This is a genomic window from Paracoccus marinaquae (assembly GCF_018860165.1).
In the GTDB taxonomy this organism is placed as follows: Bacteria; Pseudomonadota; Alphaproteobacteria; order Rhodobacterales; family Rhodobacteraceae; genus Paracoccus; species Paracoccus marinaquae.
On the sequence record NZ_JAHKNG010000007.1, the window covers coordinates 1 to 19,795 of the forward strand.

General features: G+C 62.9%; 17 protein-coding genes. 7 read left to right on the forward strand and 10 right to left on the reverse strand.

Annotation, left to right across the window (positions count from 1 at the left end):
- The 5 genes from KNW02_RS05880 to KNW02_RS05900 all read right to left on the reverse strand — a co-directional run.
- The coding region (locus KNW02_RS05880; protein ID WP_489146120.1) for a DEAD/DEAH box helicase family protein at positions 1–745 on the reverse strand (745 nt) is incomplete at its 3' end.
- Positions 746–749: 4 nt separating this feature from the next.
- Positions 750–5,906 carry a DEAD/DEAH box helicase gene (locus KNW02_RS05885; protein ID WP_216032348.1) on the reverse strand — a complete coding sequence of 1,719 codons (5,157 nt, stop codon included), beginning with the start codon at positions 5,904–5,906 and terminating at the stop codon, positions 750–752.
- Between the two features lie 8 nt (positions 5,907–5,914).
- The gene (locus KNW02_RS05890; protein ID WP_348524685.1) at positions 5,915–6,793 is read right to left on the reverse strand and encodes a BrxR family helix-turn-helix transcriptional regulator; all 879 of its coding nucleotides are present in this window, start codon (positions 6,791–6,793) and stop codon (positions 5,915–5,917) included.
- Between the two features lie 66 nt (positions 6,794–6,859).
- Entirely contained in the window at positions 6,860–8,263 is a 1,404-nt protein-coding gene (locus tag KNW02_RS05895; RefSeq protein ID WP_216032349.1) for an exonuclease domain-containing protein, read from the reverse strand.
- Positions 8,264–8,338: 75 nt separating this feature from the next.
- On the reverse strand, positions 8,339–9,061 hold the full coding sequence (locus KNW02_RS05900; protein WP_216032350.1) for a hypothetical protein: 723 nt from the start codon (positions 9,059–9,061) through the stop codon (positions 8,339–8,341).
- Between KNW02_RS05900 and KNW02_RS05905 the strand changes: the two genes are divergently transcribed.
- Entirely contained in the window at positions 9,014–9,301 is a 288-nt protein-coding gene (locus KNW02_RS05905; protein WP_216032462.1) for a hypothetical protein, read from the forward strand. The genes KNW02_RS05900 and KNW02_RS05905 overlap by 48 nt on opposite strands.
- A 429-nt stretch (positions 9,302–9,730) precedes the next feature.
- Here KNW02_RS05905 and KNW02_RS05910 read toward each other — a convergent pair whose 3' ends face one another.
- The 4 genes from KNW02_RS05910 to KNW02_RS05925 form a co-directional block, all read right to left on the reverse strand.
- Positions 9,731–10,717 (reverse strand): hypothetical protein, encoded by a 987-nt coding sequence (locus tag KNW02_RS05910; protein ID WP_216032351.1) that lies wholly within the window; start codon positions 10,715–10,717, stop codon positions 9,731–9,733.
- Complete coding sequence (locus KNW02_RS05915) at positions 10,714–11,421, reverse strand: hypothetical protein (protein WP_216032352.1); 708 nt, start codon at positions 11,419–11,421, stop codon at positions 10,714–10,716. The genes KNW02_RS05910 and KNW02_RS05915 overlap by 4 nt, the downstream gene beginning before the upstream one ends.
- Before the next feature lie 80 nt (positions 11,422–11,501).
- Positions 11,502–13,103, reverse strand: a complete 1,602-nt coding sequence (locus tag KNW02_RS05920; RefSeq protein WP_252733480.1) for a 3'-5' exonuclease — start codon at positions 13,101–13,103, stop codon at positions 11,502–11,504.
- An 11-nt stretch (positions 13,104–13,114) separates the two neighbouring features.
- On the reverse strand, positions 13,115–14,089 hold the full coding sequence (locus KNW02_RS05925) for a hypothetical protein (protein WP_252733482.1): 975 nt from the start codon (positions 14,087–14,089) through the stop codon (positions 13,115–13,117).
- A 672-nt stretch (positions 14,090–14,761) separates the two neighbouring features.
- Here KNW02_RS05925 and KNW02_RS05930 point away from each other — a divergent pair.
- Positions 14,762–15,361 (forward strand): hypothetical protein, encoded by a 600-nt coding sequence (locus tag KNW02_RS05930; RefSeq protein WP_216032355.1) that lies wholly within the window; start codon positions 14,762–14,764, stop codon positions 15,359–15,361.
- Positions 15,362–15,386: 25 nt separating this feature from the next.
- On the opposite strand, the gene KNW02_RS05935 is transcribed toward KNW02_RS05930, so the two are convergent.
- Positions 15,387–16,652 carry a tyrosine-type recombinase/integrase gene (locus tag KNW02_RS05935; RefSeq protein ID WP_216032356.1) on the reverse strand — a complete coding sequence of 422 codons (1,266 nt, stop codon included), beginning with the start codon at positions 16,650–16,652 and terminating at the stop codon, positions 15,387–15,389.
- A 574-nt stretch (positions 16,653–17,226) separates the two neighbouring features.
- Here KNW02_RS05935 and KNW02_RS05940 point away from each other — a divergent pair.
- The 5 genes from KNW02_RS05940 to KNW02_RS05960 are packed head-to-tail and all read left to right on the forward strand — an operon-like array spanning position 17,227 to position 19,787.
- A complete protein-coding gene (locus KNW02_RS05940; RefSeq protein ID WP_216032357.1) occupies positions 17,227–17,484 on the forward strand; it encodes a helix-turn-helix transcriptional regulator in 258 nt (85 codons plus the stop codon).
- The gene (locus tag KNW02_RS05945) at positions 17,484–17,723 is read left to right on the forward strand and encodes a hypothetical protein (protein ID WP_216032358.1); all 240 of its coding nucleotides are present in this window, start codon (positions 17,484–17,486) and stop codon (positions 17,721–17,723) included. The genes KNW02_RS05940 and KNW02_RS05945 overlap by 1 nt, the downstream gene beginning before the upstream one ends.
- The gene (locus KNW02_RS05950; RefSeq protein WP_216032359.1) at positions 17,720–18,115 is read left to right on the forward strand and encodes a VRR-NUC domain-containing protein; all 396 of its coding nucleotides are present in this window, start codon (positions 17,720–17,722) and stop codon (positions 18,113–18,115) included. The genes KNW02_RS05945 and KNW02_RS05950 overlap by 4 nt, the downstream gene beginning before the upstream one ends.
- Positions 18,112–19,119 (forward strand): helix-turn-helix domain-containing protein, encoded by a 1,008-nt coding sequence (locus KNW02_RS05955; RefSeq protein WP_216032360.1) that lies wholly within the window; start codon positions 18,112–18,114, stop codon positions 19,117–19,119. The genes KNW02_RS05950 and KNW02_RS05955 overlap by 4 nt, the downstream gene beginning before the upstream one ends.
- Positions 19,116–19,787, forward strand: coding sequence for a hypothetical protein (locus tag KNW02_RS05960; protein ID WP_216032361.1), 672 nt, complete (start codon positions 19,116–19,118; stop codon positions 19,785–19,787). Before KNW02_RS05955 ends, KNW02_RS05960 begins: the two co-directional genes overlap by 4 nt.
- Positions 19,788–19,795 lie beyond the last annotated feature (8 nt).

Sequence of the window (19,795 nt, forward strand, 5' to 3'; positions counted from 1 at the left end):
TGATCTCCTCTCCCGGATTTGAAGCCATACCGCCTCTGGCGGCTTCAAATCCGGGAGAGGAGATCATCGACAAAAACGCTGAAGCGGACCGGCTGAAAGCCGGTGGTTTGTATCCGATACATGGAAAATCAAGACTGACCACCGTATGCGCGAATGAATCGAACAGAGTTTGCGCGATAGGCAGCCCGCGCTCCAGACGCGCAGCACTTCCCGAGGTCACGGCCACGGCATCGATCCCGAACCGGGATTTCAGTTCAATTACCCATTGCTCCACCAGATGCGGCGGGCAGAGAACAGAAAATCGCTCGACCTCCCCTCGATCCATGAGTTCGCGCAGGATTAGTCCGGCCTCGATGGTCTTGCCGATACCGACATCGTCGGCAATGAGCAGGCGCGGAACCTGCAGGCGCAGTGCCATCAGCAGAGGAACAAGCTGATACGTCCTGGGCTCGAACGCCAGCTGCGCTGCGGACCGGAACGGTCCGGCGCCCCGCCGCAGGGTGAGCCGCAAGGCATCGGCCAGGAGTTCGGCCTTGGCCTGCACCGTGGGTGCAGCGTCAGGCGGCAAATCGAACCGAGCCGATTCCACCGGTGAAAGCTCGAAACGCGGATCGAGAACCACTGTGTCAGCTTCACCACCTGACAGCGGGCGAAGCGCGAGGAGATCATCCCTCGGCGCGGGCATCGCAACCCATTCACGGCCGCGGGCCCGCACAAGATCGCCTGGAGCAAAAGAGAGGGTCATGAAGTCACTCCTTGAGGCGTTCAATGAGATCAGAAGGCAATCCGTCTGCGGGATCGAGACTGAGTTCGAAGATGTCCCACCCTCGGTCGTCGGCCTCCTCGCGCGCAGCGGCAGAGACGGAGCCGATAAGCGCAGCTGTCCGTGCGTCGGACCAGACGAAGGAGACAGCCTGGCCACCAAGCGTCAGCGACTTCCCATCCGGCATGGGTATGCCAGCGGCCTTGAATACCGCATCCCAGACCGTTGGGCGCCCAGCCGCCTTCAGCACCGGAGCACCACGCGCCAAGTCGATCAGCATTTTTTTGGCTGCGGTATCTCCGCGATCGATCAACTCATGGTCGGGCTGGTTGAAATACGAGAGCAGGCAGCGATAGCAGGCCCGCGCGCACTCGGCCTTGGGATCATCGGTCAACAGCTCTGGATCACCCTCCGCAATCGCCTCGGAGACCCGCTCGAAATGCATCAGTGACAGCGCGGCCCGCGCAACAGCAGGAAGCGCCAAAGGATCCTCGACCAACCGACCAAGCACCCCAGCACCGCCCTCGGTTGCTTCATAGATGAGGATCGTGCGCCGGTTGTCCCGCGCGGGCAGCGGCTCACCCAGAACTTCCCCCTCTTCCAACTGGAACACGATCTCGATCCCGCGCAGGATCGCATGCTGAACAGTTGCGAGGGCCTCGGGCGACTGGTCTTCCGGCGAAGAAAACCGGATCAGGAGTGCGTTCTTGTGGTCTCGAACGATCGGAACGATCCGGACCGGCTTGATGACATCCGGGGGTGCGTCGCTCTCTTCACCCTCATCGTCAGCCTTCGACCAGAAGCCGCTGCGCGGATCGATCCAGAACCCGTTGATCGACTTCGCCTTGCGCCGTTTCAGGCCGAGGTTCAATCGGCTGATCTCTGCGCCGTTGGCATACTGAAGGGTGAGGATCGAGGTTTCGCCAACCCGGAAATCCGCCTCGGTGATCTGGACACGTCCGTCTCGTCGTGGCCATGAAAACACCGTCTGGACTTCGAACCCCTGACGGACACGCTCTTCATCATTGGCCGTAATGCGTTCAGCCGGTGCGGCCTCCACATTATCGATCCTAAGTGTCCGCTCGATCGGGATATGACCGGCCATCGGCTGGTTGCAGGCATGGCAGCGCTCGGTTTCCTCCTCGTGGCTGGCACCACAATTCGAACAGATGAAGACATCGCGAGTGGCCAGATCGGCACCATCACCTTCGCGCAATTCAGGCGGTAGCTTTGCTTTGGTGACCCGATAGGCGCGACCTTCGTGGTAGATCAGACTCCGAGGTCCAAATTCGGAAATCGCCAGGAAGCGGGCTCGCTGCAGATACGCCCCCGATTTGCCGTCCCCAGGAACAAAGGCGTACAGAGGAAGCCTCGGGAAGTTGTAGCCGGGCAAGAAGCCCTCAGTGGCGAGATATCGGTACGAATAGAAATCCGATCCGCTCGTCGCCTTTCCTTGTTCGAGAATGCCAATCTGATCGAGCGCCTGAGCCTGCGCTGCCTTGACTTTTCGACGCTCAACAGCTGGAAGCCCAGTGATCTCCGAACGCTTGTTGGCATCCATGAGCTGTGCGCGCGCAGACTGATACAGCTCGCGCCACCGCTTGAACGCCTTGTCGAACTCGACCGGCGCCTCGGTCGCAACAGTCAAAACGAAGTCGTCTGCTTCACCCATCCAACTCGGCGGGCCGCCGCCTACCGAAGCGAGTATCTGCTGAAGAAGCCACCCCATCGGCGCCCGAGCACGGGCGACGAGACCAGGCTTCCGCAGGACGTCCTGAACCTCCCGCTTCAAGGGGAAGCCGGCGACATCAAGATCCAACACATCAGGAATATCGGGCTTGAGCGCGAGCCCGGTCTCCGCAAGCCAGACCGCATGTAAGTGCGACCTGATCAGATCCTCATTCGTGATATCGAGAGCAGGTGGACGTACGACGCCCGCGACCATTTCGTTGCGTCGGTTGAAGAAGTACTGATCGTGCGGCGACTGGGCGGCACAGTAGGTCGTGATGACCGCGGGTTGGCCCGATCTCCCTGCGCGCCCTGCACGTTGTGCGTAATTCGCCGGTGTAGGGGGCACGTTCCGCAGATACACGGCGTTGAGCGCAGAAATGTCGACGCCCAGCTCCATGGTGGGCGAGCAGAAGAGAGCTGGCAGGAATTGCGTAGGCTCCCGTTCCTCGCGGAACTCTACCTTGTGGGCCTCGATCTGCTTTTGGTCTTCTTCCTCAAACCGGAACCGCCACTCTCGAAACTCTCGCTGCTTCTGCGTGACCTGCGCCGTATGCTCGCGGCTCTCGAGGCCCCACCACGCGCTCCCGCCAGATTTCAGGTCATCCGCGATACCCATGTAAAGATCGCGGAAGTACTGGTTGGCAGAGTCGTCATTTGCTTCAAGACCATGACCTGCCACGAGTCGGACAGCACCCGGAGCGAGCCTCCAACCATGCAGGTCGGCCTCGATCTCGACAGGCGCAAGTAGACCCTCATTACCGAGCAGCGACATCAATCCGTCCAGAAATGTCAGGTACTCGTCGCGCTTCAGCTTGACGCCCATGAGATCACGCGTGTTTACCAGACGCGCAATACGCGAGTTATGGCCGGCACGGATGATGGTGCGCTCTTCCTTTAAGGATACCTTGTCCTTGCCAGGTGCCTGCAAGAGCAACGTCGTTCGTCCGCGCAAGCCCTCCTTCTGATCAAAGGACCATGGCGACCGAAGGTGGTTTCGCGATAACAGGCTCACGCCGTCAAGAACGGAAAGATCGAGCGACTCGGTGTCGACAGCCTGACCCTCGACAAAGGCCTTAAGCAGTTCGTTCAAAAGCGTCCTGATCTTCACGCGTTCCAGGTAGATGCCGTCTGGGAGCAACGCGTTTATGGCGGCCTCATCTTCGACCAGATCATCAAGGCCGACGAACCTGATCGTTATCAGGTTGAGCGCGATCAGGTTGGGACTGGTGTATCGCCAGCCGCGCCGCAGGTCGGTCCAGACACGGTGTGCGATGACCCTCGCCAGGGCGCGCTGAGCTTCTTCCCTGGCAACTGCGCCTGCCTCGGGGTCCTGCATCCAGTGCACTCTGGCGGCCTTGTTGCCAGCTACAAATCCGAGCGCCCGCACCACCCTCAGACCGAATTCGTCTTCGGACAGCCCGAGATCCCCGGCATCGATCACGGCACGAAGCATCGCGCCCCGCAGAAGACCAACGAACAGGAAGTCATTGAAATGGCCGGCCTGGAGAGCAGCGTCCTGCCGGTTGTCGGTGAAGCCGAGGAGCTTCCGCTTCTCGAGCGGCACGCCGCTGTTATCGCCCTTCATCCACTGAAGGGCTGAGGAAACGAGCAGCGTCGTGGCTGAGCTCCTGCCTTCTCCGGACAACCCCGGCAGCTTGCTTCGCTCGCGTGCGTTCGGGGTTGGCTCATTCAGACAACGAGGACAGAAACCGAACTTGCCCCCCATGAACCAGAAGTCCCGACCCTGACCAATTCGTCCGTCAGCCTGTACGGATAGCCTTTGTGGAATGCGGCTCTTGCGGTTGGCCCTGACGCGCTCAACCCCGCCTTTCTCTTCTCGCCACTCTGCTGGCAGAGTTCCCGTCTCGCCATTGAATGCATAGTCGGGATCATCATCGCCCGTAGGCGTCAGATATCCGGCAGTGTCCCCCTCCGGATCCTCTCGCGGAATGTCGTCTATGTCGCGGGCAAGGAAAAGCGTACCCCTTTCGTCCTCGCTGCGTGTGACAACGTGAACTTCATGACCGCAGCTGCGGCAAAAGCGGGTGGGGTAGAGGCGCGTACCGCGATCAGCGGGGTCCTCAAGTTGCCCCTCAAAAAATACGCGCCGCGGCGCATCCCGCAATGTGGTGTAAACTTCGCCTGCACCCGAGATAAACCTGTGGAGCTTGAACGCAAGAAATGCGGAAGACCCCTCGCCGCCGCGCTGATACTCGGGCAAGCTCACACGCGTCAGAAATGCCTCGAGCGCAGGACGACACTGCGCCTGCGTGAGCTTGCTGTCTTCGGCCAACAACTCGACCGCCCTCTCGAACGGCATCGGCTTCTTGCGGCGCAAGAACTGGCCGTCATCAAGACCCAAGGCGAGCTCGCACCAGACCGCCAAGGGATGATGGCGCAACGCCTCATCGTGCAACATCTCTGGCAATGGTGCGGTGAGGACTTCCGCAAGGCGCGGCCGGACCTCTGAAAGCTTCAGGTCATGGTCGGTCGCACGAACGAGAGACTCGTCGATGATCGCGTCCGGTCCGATCGGCACGCCGAAAAGCCGCGAAGCCACGTCTGCGACGGCTCCGGCTCGACCCTCATCGGTCCCCTCGCTGGCCATGGTGGCAGACGTGCCGATACAGAGCGGGTCCGCCCCGCTCGAACACCGGTTGCGCAGTCTCCGGACAAGGACCGCGACATCCGCCCCTTGCCGCCCACGGTAGGTATGGAGTTCGTCGAGGACGATGAACGCCAGCCCGCGCGCATTGTCGATCACGCGCCTGTCGACATCATCCTGCCTCGTCAGCAGGAGTTCGGCCATCATGAAGTTCGTCAGCAGGATATCGGGCGGGTTCGACGCGATCTCTAGACGCTGCTGCTGCCCCTCCTGGCCCGTGTAGCGTCGAACGACAGGACGCAGTTCTTCTGGCAATCCGGCCTGCGAGATGAACTTCTCGATTTCCTTGATCTGACTGTTTGCAAGGGCGTTCATCGGATAGATGATGATCGCCCGTGTTGTTCGGGCCGCCCCTGCGCGGCGGGCACGAATGATGGCGTCGACAACAGGCACGAAGAAGCAAAGTGATTTTCCGGAGCCCGTGCCTGTCGTGACCACGAAGCTCTGACCGGCCTGACCCTTTGCAATCGCCTGCGCCTGATGCTTGTGGAATGTCAGCGGCGCACCATTGATCCAGAAAACCTGCCCCGTAGCTGGGTCCAGATCGCCTGAAGCAACCAGGTCATCGACTGACTTGCCGCGCTCGTATCGAGGGTTCAGCGAGAGCAGCGAATCCGGCCAGAACCGACCGCCGACGTATTGCAGATCAACTTCCGCGCGGATGTCCAAGGCACGGATCGAAGCAAATGAACGAGAAAACCGCTCGTAGGCTCTGACAAGATGCTGATCATACTCAAATGCGCGCATTGAAAATCCTATGTGACGGGCGCTGACGAGGGCGCGCCATCCACCCTGTCAGAGTTCAACAACACGATCTGCTGGTCTTGCGGCCGTCGCGCCGCAGGGTCGGTGTCGAGGCCAAGGCGCTTGAGCGCATAGAATAAGAGTGCTCGCCGCACCGGGATCTGTGCCCTGCCCTCCGCCATCCCGTAATCCATCTCGATCGCGCGGCACTGGGTTGGTGAGAGATCAGGATGCGGGCCGATCTCCACAACAGCCTCAGTGTGCCACTCTGTGTCAGCCTGGGGATCAGCCGTGACGGGACCCTGCTGTCCGATCTCAACGATCCTCGACAGCAGGAAGTCCTTGAACACCCGGTCGTTCTGGCAGAACGCGCGCGCGTGCCAGCGGAACCCGTCAAAGGCCAACGCATGCGGCTCGATCCAACGCGCGCTGGGCTCGGGTCTGGACATGGACTGGTACGTTATCTCAAGGGCAGCGGGCGCATGGATCGCGGCCAGAACGTCGCGCAAGGTCTCGGGAGCGACGCCGCGCGCAGGTGTTGGCGTTGCACCATAGCTCGGAAAGACGCTGATCCAGCTCTGATCACGCGAGACCAAGCCCTGATCGACGGCGCGCAGCTGAGCGAGGTAGTCCTCGGCGCTGGGCGTGATGAAGCGCGGCTTGAATGCCTTGCCACGAACATAGGCGCGCTGGCTCTTGTCGTAGACGAGGTTTCGCTTCCAGCGTTCCGAGTAGCGTGTCAGGTCGAGCGATGCCTGCTGCAGCGAGATACCAAAGGTGTCCATCAGGTCAGCGCGGTTGATCCGACCATGCCAGAACACCCGGAACTCGATGAACTCGTTGCGCCTCGACGCACTCCAATTCAGCTGCTTCGCCTTCTTGCCCGCCACCCGGTTCCTTTCCTGATCCTCCCACGCACTATAGAACTACAAAATAGTCCCTCGCAATAAAATGATTCATGCGAAGGACTTGGCGACGCGGATCAGCCGGGCTACATCAAAGCCTTGCAGGTAGGCCGCGACCTCGGACACCAGCCGCGGATCGACTTCCTCATCGCCCTGCATTTCTGTCAGTGCCGCAAGGGCGCGGTCCTTGGTGGTCCACTCGGTCTCCGGAACATCCGGCGCTGACCAGCGCTCCCGCAACCACGTCTGGTACTGCCCGCGCTCTTCAGCCGAGAGCAGCTCGGGCGCATGAAACGCCACCAGACGGCGCCCGAGCTGGCGCAGACGGGGATCGGCGAGGGTGGCTACGATCTCCTGGCGTCGGGGCCAGTTCGCGCCCTGGAACTCCGCGAGCAGCGCCTTGTCGGCATGGCTGTAGAAGCCGCCATAGATCTGCTTCTCGACCGGAGGGGTGGGCGCAGCGAGATCCTCGGGGAAGCGCGCGGCAAGGGCTCTCCCCACCCGCGCGCGGAACTCGGGCGCATGGGCGATCATCTCGGCGCGGCGCAGCTGCTCGGCGCTGGGCGCGGCGACGGAAAGCAATGCGGGCGTCTTGTTGACGGAGAACGCTCGGATGACCTTCGGCGTGGCATCGACGGCGGCGAAGACCGCCGCGTCATCGGCCGTGAGCAGATCAGTCGGATCGGCAGCGTCCAGATCGAAGAAGGCGACCTGATTGGGGTTGCTGGCTGAGGTTCCGCAGAAGCAGCCGATTGTCGCGCGCGGCAGGCCACCCCCAAACCGCTCGACCAGCGCCATGGGCTGGAAGGTCGCAAGGCTGGCCTGGACATGCGCCTTGTCGCGGTTGGCGAGCAGCTCTGCCCAGAGTCCCGGCGCGCGCTGGGCGATCTGGCGGGCGATGTGGATGGTCGCCTCGACATCGCAGAGCGCGTCATGGGCATTGTGCGCGGCAAAGCCATTCAGCGGTGCGATGCGGTCCAGCTTGAAGCGCACCCGGCCATCGGGATCCACAGGCCACTCGAACAGTTCGGGCTGGCGGTGCCAGACGGCATAGAGCGCGGTCAGAATATCGAAGCGGGTGTTGCCGTTGAATTGAGTGGCGAAGATGTCGGGTTGAAGGTTCTGGTAGAAGGCCTGGCGCAGCATCTCCTCGTCGAAGCGGATGCTGTTGAACCCCGTCCAGATCGCGGGCGACCAGCGTTCGATCAGCGCGCCGATCTCCTGCATGAACTCGAAGAGCGTCGGGAATGCGGGATCCACCAGTTGCGCCGGGCGCACGCCGGTAACCGCCAGCGCCCAAGGCGAGGGGATGATGTGCGGCGCGATACGGCAACGAAGATTGACCCGCTCGATCTCCCTGAATTCACCATCCGTCAGAATGGCGGCGAATTGCAGCGGTTGATCGAAGGCGGGCGATGTGCCGGTGGTTTCAAGATCGTAGAAAGCGAAATTCATCAGTGCAGCTTAGCGGGCACCCGGGATTCCGTCATCCAGCAAAGCGCTCGCACGTGGCCATTGAGGGCATGGCCCTCACTGCAAGGCTATGGGCCGCAGCATGTTGTCGGTGTCGAGCTTGAGCGCGCTGCGCCACAGCGGGGTCTTGAAGACATGGCACACATGCTTGCCGGGGCCGTCCTCGCGGGTTTCCATCAGCAATCCGGCCCATTCGAGCGGCCGCAGCACGCAGGACGAGAACGCGGCCATCTCTCTCCAGCCGGCCGTGTGCCAGTCCTTCGCCTCACCGTAGAATGCTTGGAACAAGGCGGCCTCGGTCGTGCCGTGGTCGGCCTCTACGTTGATGACGTTCATCCAGACATCCCACTTGCCGAAGGGGCGCTCGTCGAAGCGCGCATAGGAGGCGTGATCGATCCGGAGCACGAAATAGGGGATCAGCTCGGCAAACAGGCGCCCCGGGGCGCCCGCAAGCTCGGCGCCCCGCTTGGTCAGCCGGAACTCACTCTTGTAGTGCCGCCCGAGGCGCAGTGAGATCAGCAGGTAATGAAGGACCTCGAGCGGCGGGAATTCGTATTCGTTGATGACCTTGTTGTAGCGGAACATTTCTTGCGCGCCTTTGCCCGGCCAGCCGAAATGCTCGACCGCCCAATGGACGAAGACGCGCTTGAAGGCCTTGGTCTTCGTCAGCCCGATCGAGCCATGCTCCTGCGCGTATTGCAGGGTCAGGAGTGCTGCCCGCAGCATGGGCGAATGCGCGAGATCGGGATGGTCATCAGGGAGCGGGCGAAACTCGATCATGGCGCGACGTTGCCACAGGCTGCATCGTGTTTCCATGGCCCCGAAGCCGACGGCACCGCGCCAACGGCCGAGAGAGGTGAAGTCCTCCTGGCGTCAATTGAGTTTGATCGCAGGCAACTGGCAGCAACGACGCTTGACGGCAGAATAGGGCACTATTCTGTCATCAAGCGATCTTGCCGCGACATCGTTGGGGCGCCGTTCTGCGATCTACGCCTTCGATCCCGCTTCTTGATCTGCTGAAAGTCGGGCGCTCTGGGCGCGTCGGAGGGCGACTCCCAAAACGTTGACATGGCGTTGACATGAACTGAACGCCGAAACCCCGACTGGTTAGGTCAGGTTCTATCTATCTGATATATTTAAGGATTTTGGTTGCGGGGGTAGGATTTGAACCTACGACCTTCAGGTTATGAGCCTATGGCAGGGCAAAACCGAATAATCAGAAATTTCAGCCACTTACGAGGTATTCCTTTGTTATGGCGTGATTTTCACCCTCGCAAACATCAGCATTCGCACGGATTCACACCCAAAACCGGCACGAAGCCCGCAGTCGCAGGTTGATGTGGCGTTGATGTAGCCTGATGCGCTGCTAGGTTGATCATAGCTAAAGATGGCTCAGACCAAGGAACGGAGCAGATCACTAGGCCACAGATGACCTCCAACAAATGTCGATCATGGTTGGGTCTTGCCCACCTGCATGATCATCAATGGCGCGTCATCTTCGGCCTCGGCCGCCTCGATATAGCTTCGAGCAGAGATTCCTTGCAGACCTAGGTGGTCAACAAGGCTGGGAAGGCTAGCAACACGGTGGCGCGTTTCCGAGAGTGTGACTGCCACGTCGCGTGCGTTCTGTTCAGCTGCTTCCGTCCCGCCGAGGCGCCCAACCAGAAGGTCTGCGGGCATTTCCGTCGTCAACTGCGCGAGTTTCTGAAACTGACGAGTTGCCTGATACTTTGCCCCCATCGGATCGTCGAGAAGGAACAGAGCCTTGATTTGCGCGCCGCCAGTGACCGCCATTCCATCGAGCAGCAGTCTGAGGCTATCAATGGGGATTGCCTCCCGCGTGTAGAGCAGCTTCACCCTATTGTGCATGGCATCAAAGGTTTCGTGCAGAACCTGCTCGGCCTCGGTCAGGAGTGGCCTTGGATCGACGCGCACGGCGGCGCCGTCTACACGTTCAATCCGGTTGGTAGCCCTTTCGAGCAGTTGTTGAAGTTCATATGCGCGCCATTCGTCCCGGAAGGCGAGAACGCTATCGTGTGTGGACTGCACGTCGCGGCGCAGCTTCTCTAGCCGCTGACAGACTATCGCCGTTCCAGCGGCACTGACGCCGAGGCTCGCGATCGACCCTGCCAGAGTTGCCACCTGCAAACCCTGCATGGCACCCAGCATCGACTGCATCACATCGATACGACGCTTGATCTGTTCATTCTGGACGACGCTGATAGCGCCTGTGACCAAAGAACCTGCCGAGGTTACACCCGTCAAAGACGAGAGAACCGAGCCCAGCGGCTGAATGGCTGAGAACGCGCCCGTTTCCTGCAGATGGGCCACAATGCCACCACCGTTCGCATTGATCAGCAGCGCTCCTCGGCGGATCAGCTTTCCCGCCTCCCACATTGCTTGCAGTTCTGGCGGGACGACAAACGAATAGGTCATGATGCGTTCTCGATACGCTGCTTGTATGCTTCATCAAGGCGACGCAGATGGCGGCTAAGGACAGACCCTTCCTCGCTATCGGTTGCGACAAGCAACCGCGTCACCGCATTCTGAACCAACTGTAGATAGGCCTGCCGCTTTCCACCTACCACTGAGGCAGCTGACCAGGCGAATACGGCAGCACCCACAGTAACAGCCAATGGGGCCGCGACAGCCGAGGCGGCTCCAAGACCAAGCATCCCAAGGAGTCCTGGGGACGCACGTGCCGCAACTGTCGCCACAGCGGCTGTGCCGCTGCCGCCAAGGGCCAGTTTGCTGAGATCCCTTCCGCTCCAGCCGGAATACCCGGTCAGGTCATCGTTGCCGGACGGGTTCGCCGTAAGGACATGTTCCAACTCGCTTGCAAGGTGCACTTCGGCCTGTTGAATTCCCGCGAGGATTTCAAGCTCAAGTGCCTTTCTTTGCGAGGATGTTTCCCAAATCAGTTCCTGCAGGGGCAGAGCGTCTATGCGCGTCCGCGCCAATTCTCGCAGTTCAGCATCCCTGCACTGGCAGAATTCACGAGCAGACCAGCGTTGCTCCTGCCACCAGTCGATAGCAGCTGCCCGTCGCAATGGGTCAACATTGTCCCGAACCGATTTCCGCCCGCCCCCTTCGTGGCCGACAGTACCAGCAGATCCGGATATCTCTTCACGCTCGGCCATTGCTTATCATTCACCTGATCGCCCTGAAGAAGCCGTCGGATTCTGTAGTGGGTTGGGATCCGACGGCCTGCAATCCATTCCTAAGAAAAACGCCGCTGGAGCGCCACACGATAACTGTAGGGTGCCACTTCCTCGACCGTCACCATGTCCCCGGCGCGAACGCCATGCCGTTCGAAGAACTCCCGGATCCAGCCACGCTTGCGGAAGAACTTCTTCTCGCCATCGAGGTCTGTCATGACAACGGCCGCTCCACCCCAGTCCACAGCAATTTCGCGCTGGGCGGCCGAGGCACGGTTTGATCCGCCGATCGCATCTGCCGGGAACTTCTCGAAGAACCCCCTGAGATAGATATGGCTGTGGTTGATGTTGCCCTGCTTGATTTCGGTCGTGCCGATGTGGCGCCCGGCATGCTGGCGCGGGTTCGGGTCTGACGGCATCGATGCGGCCGCGGGCTCGTGGACAACCATCACGGTGTTGTGGTCGTCCTCGATCAGGTCGAAATCCTCGTCGTCCACAATCACAATCTGGCTCGTCGGAACCGAAGGCTGCATGCGAACGGGCTGAACGCCCTCGGCACGCAGGACCACTTCCGCCGCTGCGCGGGCATCCTCGCCTGCGTCATGATGCTCGAACACGAGGCCAAGATGCTGCTTGAGGCTTGCAAGGCCATGGCCGCCATTGCCCCGCAATTCGGGCCAGGCAGCGCGGGCAACGTGGACGCTGTCGCGCCAGTCCCACTGCGGGACCGGCAGGCCGCAGTTGCCACAGGCGGCGGCGACGGCGCTGCGGTCAAAGCCCGAGTGCTGATAGACCGTCGCGCTGTTCAGGGCATCCCGCAGGACCGGCAGCACTTCGGCAAAGGTCGGGGCGCCCTGCACCATGCGGGCACTGATTCCATGGAGGTAGGTGAACACCCAGCGATCCACCTGCGGATCAACATAGGTCACCCAGGTCTCGATGGAATTGTCGGGGCGCACGCAGGCGACACCGATCTGGCAAATGCTGCCACGGTCGTTGTTCGCCGTCTCGACGTCCAGCGCGAAGAAGCGGAACGGGCCCTCGGGAAAGGGCGTGACATTGGCCTGCCGCATGGATGCAGGCTTCGGCGCTGGCGCAGCGGCGGGACGAACCATCGCGGACATGAACCGCAGCCGCTGCCGTTCGATGGCAGCCTTTTCGCGGGCACCCCAGCCAAGGCGGCGCAGCGTAGCCTCGACCAGATCGACCGGCTCGTCATAAGCCTGCATCCGGCGCCGGTTCCAGGCGACGGCGTGGTTGGGCGCGAGGGAGAGAACCTCGGCCTCCAACCGGGCGATGTCTTCCGTGTCGGGCAAGGGAAGCCAGACCGCGCGGCAGTGATCGACGACGAACTCGTTCCGCAGCGCCTTGGCGATGTCGCCATCCGCCTTGGTCAGCGCATCCTTCCGGTCGCGCCACATCCGCCCCGTGTTGTACATGGCCGAGAAGTAATGGCTCATGCCTTCCGATCCGGTCCGATGGCGCTGGTGGATCCGTTCGTAGAAGGTCTGATCGGTGGACCTGGTCGAGCCGATGTAGCGAAGATCACCATGGTGATCCACGAGGCCGTAAAGGCCACGAGCATCGCGCGGTGCCTGAACGGTCGGGCGGGGCGCAGCTTCGAGCAGGGCGGACAGAAGGTCTTCGGCAGAGAAACGCATCATCAAACTCCGGATCACATCGACATCAGCTGGCGGCGTTCGATGCGCTTCCAGTCGCGCCCCGAGACAATGCCCCAATTGCCCGCCTCGTTCGGACGGCGCCAGCGCGGCGTAGCCATCTTCTGCAAGGCAGCAAGAGCCTCGCCGAAGGACGGATACTGAACCTCCTCGCCCTTGGCGCCGATCATGAACTTGCCGCCGCGCGCGAGACCGGGATGGAAGTGGCTACCGTCTGCGGCGACGGGGACGAAGACCACCTCGTCCGAGAAATCCGGGCTCGGCGCCTCGGGCGCCGCCTCATCGGGCTGCTGCCAGATCGAGGCAAAGAATTCCTTCCGACCCTTCAGCCACGCGGCTGCGCTGACGGCCGTCACCCGCTGACCGACCTTTTCCAGACCACCATCGCCGCTGGAGAGGATATTCCGGATCCGGCCCTCCGTGACGCCGCCGAACAGGGCGAGCGACTGCAGGTCGACCTCGCCCGCGCCGGTGTCGATGGCGTGGCGCGAGAGAGCAAGATTGATGATCCGGGCAATCACGCCCTGCGGCTCCGGGTTCGCAATCTGCCGGAACTGGTCAAGCTGCTGCGCCAGCGTATCAACCCAAGGCTTACGGGCATCGAACTGGACTTCCGCAGGAAGCACACCGTAGAGGCCGTAGATGCCCGCGTTGTCGATCAGCTTCGTGCCCGTCCAGTGCGGCGTCAGAACCGGGTCATAAGTCTCGAACGCCTCGCGCCAGGTCTCACCCTCGACATCGGGACCATGCAGCATGGCGAAAAGATGCGGCGCGACGTCCTCTGCGCCGAGGATCATCTCAATCACGCGGAAACGGGAGGCGAGAAGCTCGAGAAGTTCGGGTCCGTAGTCCCAGTTCTGCCGGTAGTCGATGTTATCGGCGCTGAAGTATCCGGCCAGTTCGCGGTGGAACCAGGTCTCGCGGCGCTGCTCGGCCGTCATGGTTTCGGGGGTCAGGGCGGGCATGTTCATGGTCTTGTCCTTCAAGCGTGCAGGCGGCGGATCATGGCGCGGAGGTTGTGGCGCGCACGGTGATCGGAGGGCGTAGATGCCGCGATTAGGAACCCTCTCTCGAAATGAAGAGCGTAGTGACGACCGCGCGGCTCGATGCCGAGCAAGTCAACACCTTCAGCACGACACAGCTGCTGATACTCTCTGACGACCTTGCGCATAAGGCAATCTCCGTGAAATCATATTTGTTGGCTCATATATATTCGCCGCTCCGCACCTTCGTCAACCACGTTATTTCACACTTCACACATTTTGCCTCGGCAACGCGATGGAGCCCAAGCGATGCCTCTGGCGAACTGTTTTTCCACGCATTTTCATGCACAAAGCCTTGCCGCCCTCAGCGGCAGAAAGCGGTGATGAGCGGCTTCACGCACCTGCCAGCCTTATCCACAGCTTCATTCGGACCACCCCCTTGCTCCGAATCGAAGCCCGCGGCACGGTGCCTCCTTGAGGAGAGCAGCCCTCAACCAAAAGCATAACAGGTCTATCGGAACGGCATTCTGGCAGGGTCGAGGCGCTTTGGCGCCCCCAACGACGTTGTCACCGATCATGTTTTCCCCCGCACCTTCGTGATGCGGGCTGCAGGTGGTTTGAGCAAAGCCGATCCTCTGTCTTGATGAGGATGTATTGATCATGGGCTTGCCGCCACGCGTCTATTTCACCGTTCACGAGGTCACCGCCCGTTGGGGCTGCAACATCGCCGATGTCTCTGGATGGGCCGATGCAGGCCGGTTCCGGATCCTGACCGGCATCCCCGCCGTTCGCTGCGGCGACGAGGTCGTCGCGGGCAAGGTGGTGCTGTCCCCGATGGAACTTCTGCCCCTGTTTCGCCGCTGCGGCACTGGCCCGACCGAAGGCGTCATGCGCCGCATCCAGTCCATGGGGCGCCAGGATTGGTTGCTGATCACCGATCCTGCGGGCGGCATTCCCGTCGCCGTGGCCGACATGCTGATCCTGGCCGAGGAGGTGCATGCCTTCGAGGAAGAAAACGAGATGGTCCGACGCATCACGAGCGGGCCGGGCGCCACTACGCCCTATGATTGGGAAGGGATGATGGTGGCACTGATCCATCGCATTCACGAACGGGGCCTCCCGGCCACGCAGGCCGAGCTGGTCGCGGAAATGCAGGACTGGTTCGCGGATCAGTCGGACGGCCGGAAGATCCCCGACAGCCGCAGCATCCGGCGCAGGGTGACGCCGGTCTGGAAGAAGCTGCGAGGAGAAGGACCGTGACGATGCGGCGGCGCGCCTTGCCGTGTCAGGCAGAATTTCGGCCGCCCTGATCGTCCGCTTCATGGACAAGCCGGGGCTTGGGCCGGAAGGCACTGGCCACGGCGTCGACCCCGGCGCGCAGGGGCGAGTCCATCAGGTGGGCATAGCGCAGGGTGGTCTGCATCTGGCTGTGGCCAAGGAGCTTGCCGATCATTTCCAGTGAGGCGCCACCGCTGACCAGCAAGGACGCAAAGGTGTGGCGCAGGTCATGGATCCGGACGTCCTGCAGCCCGCATTGCTTCTGGACCTGCGCCCAGAAGCGGCGCACCTCCTGCACCGGCTGGCCGGGCGTGTCACCGGGGAAGAGCCACGACGATCCTTTCGGCACCAGCAGCTGGCGCTGGCGCACGATGGCGGCGGTCTCGTCGGAAATCGGCACGCGGTGGGCGCGGCGCTGTTTCGTCATGGTGGGCGGCTTCGACCAGCTCATGTGTTCGAGGTTGAACTGTTCGAACCGCGCCTGCCGCACCTCGCCCAGCCGGGCGCCGGTCAGCATGCACATCCGGATGATATCGGCCGCGCGCCGGTCCTCGGCCGCATCCAGCGCGGCGGCAAGCTTGGCGATCTCCTCCTTCGACAGGAAGCGTTCGCGCGGCGTCTCGGTACGGCGGTGGAAGCGCTGGGCGGGGTTCTCCTCGCACCAGCCCCACTGGACCGCCAGCGTGAACATCTTGCGCAGCACCTCGCCGATCCGGTTGGCGCGCACCGGCGTGGGCTTCGCGCCCTGCAGCTTGCGCGCCCGGTTGTTGGGCTTTTCCTTATGCGGCCGCGCCCTGCCCTCGGCGATCTTGGTCAGCAGCTTGTCGACGTCGGTCGGCGTGATTTCCGTCACCAACTTCCGACCCCAGACCGGCTCCACCATCTTGGCCAGTGCCGACCGCTGATCGGCCGCGCTGCGCGCTGACAGTTTCGGCAGATGCTCGGCGCAGTAGCGTTCGATCAGATCGGTCACGCGCGGGGCTTCGCGCTTTGCCTCGCGCTGGCCCAAGGGATCGGCCCCGGCGTCGATCTCGCGGCGCAGTTCCTTGGCCCGCTCCCGTGCCGCCGACACCGACCATTCCGGCCAGCGCCCGAAGGTCATCCGGCGCTGGCGCCCGGCATGACGGTAATCCAGCGTGAAGGCCCGCCCGCCGCCGCGGTAAATGCAGGCGGCAAAGCCTCGAACGTCGGTGTCGAAGATCTGGTAGTCCCGCCCCGGCACCGGCTCGGCCTCGCGCAGCACTTTCTCGGTCAGCTTGATGCGTTCGGGCATGGCTTCGGTCCTTCTTGCATCCGACATGAGGCGTGGTTTCGCCTGGTTATCAAGGCAAGCATGGCGCCCCGGGTGGCGGGGAGGCGGAGGGTGGCGGAAAGGAAGCCACCTTCGCGCCACCCCTTGTTTTCATGGGATTTCGGCACTGGGCGGATCGATGCGCGACTGGCGACGGTAGGCGCAGTCGGACGTTTGAGGCCGTAGGCGCGGTCATCACGCCGCAAATCTGGCCTTTGAAGAGCCGCGCAGTGACAAATCCTCAAGGAATTCAATGGGTGGCACGGAGGCCGTGTCGGTTGCCACCCCCTCTTTGCCCTCCAATGCAGGTCAAAGCTGGTCAATCCGGGTGTTCGCCGGTGTTTGCAGCCTTGGCGTCCGTTTCGCCCATCTGGCAGGACCGACGGTAATCTTCCCTCGCCACCCGACCACCATCGCAAATCCCAACAAAACAAGGGGTGGCACAAGGGCGTCATCCTTTCCGCCACCCTCCGCCTCGCCGCCACCCCTCGGGCTCTGCGCTCACTGGTCCCTGCAAGACGTCCCCGATCTTCGGGGCCAGGACCAGGAGACCCCCATGCCGCATCTCGGATCGATGCCAGACCCAAAGGACAAACCCCGCACTCTGCTGGTCGGCTGGATCAGCCGTCTCGACCTCGCGCTGGAACTCGGCCTTTCGGTCGACACCCTGCGCCGCTGGGAGGCGATGCGGACAGGTCCGCCCTGCGTGCGCGCCGGGCGGAAGGTCTATTACCGCCGCGCCGCCGTCGAGGACTGGCTGGAAGAGCAGGAACAAGCCGCCCCGCGCCGCCGTCGCGCCGGAGGACGCCGGTGATGACCACCCCGTCGCACAGTTCCGCCTGGCCCGCCGACCGCGTAGCCGAGGCCCGTGCCGTGATCGCCGACGTCGCGCATCACAGCGATCTCCTCATCCGGCTCGCCTGTAACGTGCTTGCCCAGCATGGCGAGACCCCTGGCGAGCGAGCTGATGCCCAGCGCCTGCTGGTCGTCGTTGATGCGCGGCGGCCCATCGCCCGCGCCCAGCGCGAAGACCAGGGGAGGGCCGCGCGATGATGCGCCGTGGCACCCCCGAGGCCGATCTGCAGCGCGCCGTCGTGCAGGCGCTGCGCATCGCCCTGCCCCGCTCGGCGATCATCCATCACTGCGCCAACGAAGTCACCGAGGCCGGGCCCCGCGGGGCCAAACGCCAGGCCATCCTCGTCGGCATGGGCGTCCATGCCGGGTTCGCCGATCTGATGGTGCTCTGCGAAGGCCGCGTCCTGTTTCTCGAACTGAAGGCGCCGAAGGGACGGCTGCGGCCGGAGCAGGAGGCGTTTCGCGATGCGGTGCAGGCGCAGGGCTTTGGCTGGGCGCTTGTGCGCAGTCTCGATGACGCGCTGGGCTCGCTGGCCGATCACGGCTTCACCACGCGTATCGCTCCTGCCCCACGGAGGCCCGCGCCATGAGCCACGAGGCCACCAACTGGGCCATCAAGCAGCGCGGGTTGAAGCCGACGACGAAGATCGTGCTCTGGCATCTGTGCGACCGGTTCAACCCGGACTACGGCTGCTTTCCTTCGCAGGACCGGCTGGCGCATGACTGCGAAATCAGCCGGTCCACGCTGAACGATCACCTTGGCCAGCTCGAGGCCGTGGGCCTGCTGCGGCGGGTGCCGCGGCTCGATCCCGTGACCAAGCGCCAGCTGCCGACCCGCTACATCCTGGGGTTCGAGCCGAGCTTCACACCTGTGGCTGTGGTGCTGTGTCCGGAAATCGGACACGGAGAGGACGAGAGCGCAGAAAGCCCAGACAGTGCCGCGGGTTGTGACGCCGACAGCATGGCCGATGCCCTGCCGTGTCCGGAATTCGGACACGGGGAGGACGCGGAAGCCGTGTCCGATTTTCCGGCAGAGCCGTGTCCGGAAAATGCCAAAAGCCGTGTCCGGATTTCGGACACTAACCCTGTAAGGGAACCTCTAAGTAAACCTGTAAAGGAGGAGGAGGGCGCGCAGGCGCGCGCGGCGATCTCCGATGAGGTTTTCGGGGAACTGCTGGCAGCGCTGGGCCTCACCCCCGCCGCCCTGCCCGGCTGGTGGCAAGGCTGGCCGCCCCGGCTGCACGTCCAGCGCTGGCGCGACGAACTCGGTCTGACCGAGGCGGAGATCATCGCTGCGGCCGAGGCCTCCCGCAAGGAACATCCGGAACCGCCAGACGGGCCGAAGGCACTGGACCGGGCGATGCAACGGGCGGCCCAGCGTAAAGCCGAAGATGCCGGTCGCAAACGCCGGAAGCCCAAAGCGTCCCCTGCCCCGGCAACCAAACCAATAACCGACCTGCCTGCCTTCTACGCCGATCTGGTCAACTCCGACCGCTACCTGCCTGTCAGCGCGATCAGCAACACGATGCGCGACGCGATGCTGGCCCGCGGGCTGGTCACGGCCCAGCGCCTGCGCGAGCGCGGGGTGCGATGACCCTGCATCGACCGATCAGCCGGGCGGGCGCGCGATCCGCGAAGCGTGCGCTGGGCGTGCAGGCAGCTCTGGAATGGGCGTTCCGGATCGAAAAGGCGCAACTGGAACTGCCGATGCCCCCAGACGTCACTGAGGAAGGCTTCGGCCTCGAGTACGTCCTGCTGCAACGGGCCGTACTTGGCTGCAAGATCGACGGCGGCCAGCACAAGATCGGTGGCTACACCCACGAGGATGCCGAGGTGATCGCAGCCACCGTCGCCGGGATCCCCGACAGCCTCGGCGGCAAGCGCATGGCGATCCGGGTCGCCGAATTGGCAAGGGCCGGGCTGACCCCGGACTGGATGCCGGGCGCCGTGCCGCGCTGTGTGCCGACCATCGTCAAGCAGAACCAGCACGGCACGCATGCGGGCACCGTCGTTGTCGGAACCGAGCGAATCCGCGTGCGCGGCCCGGGCGCGCGGGGCACCTGGAAGACCATCGACATCCTGGCATGTCCGGTCACCTTCTCCCCTCACCCTCAGCAGATCGAGGCCGCCCGGCGCGGCTATGACGACTGGTGGCAGGCGCTGGGCTGGGTCCGCGAGGGGCTGATCGTGGGCGGGATGCTGCGGGCGGTTGAGGTGACAATGGCGATGCCGAAGGCGAGGCCGTGGGAAGGGAGCCGGTGACATGTCAG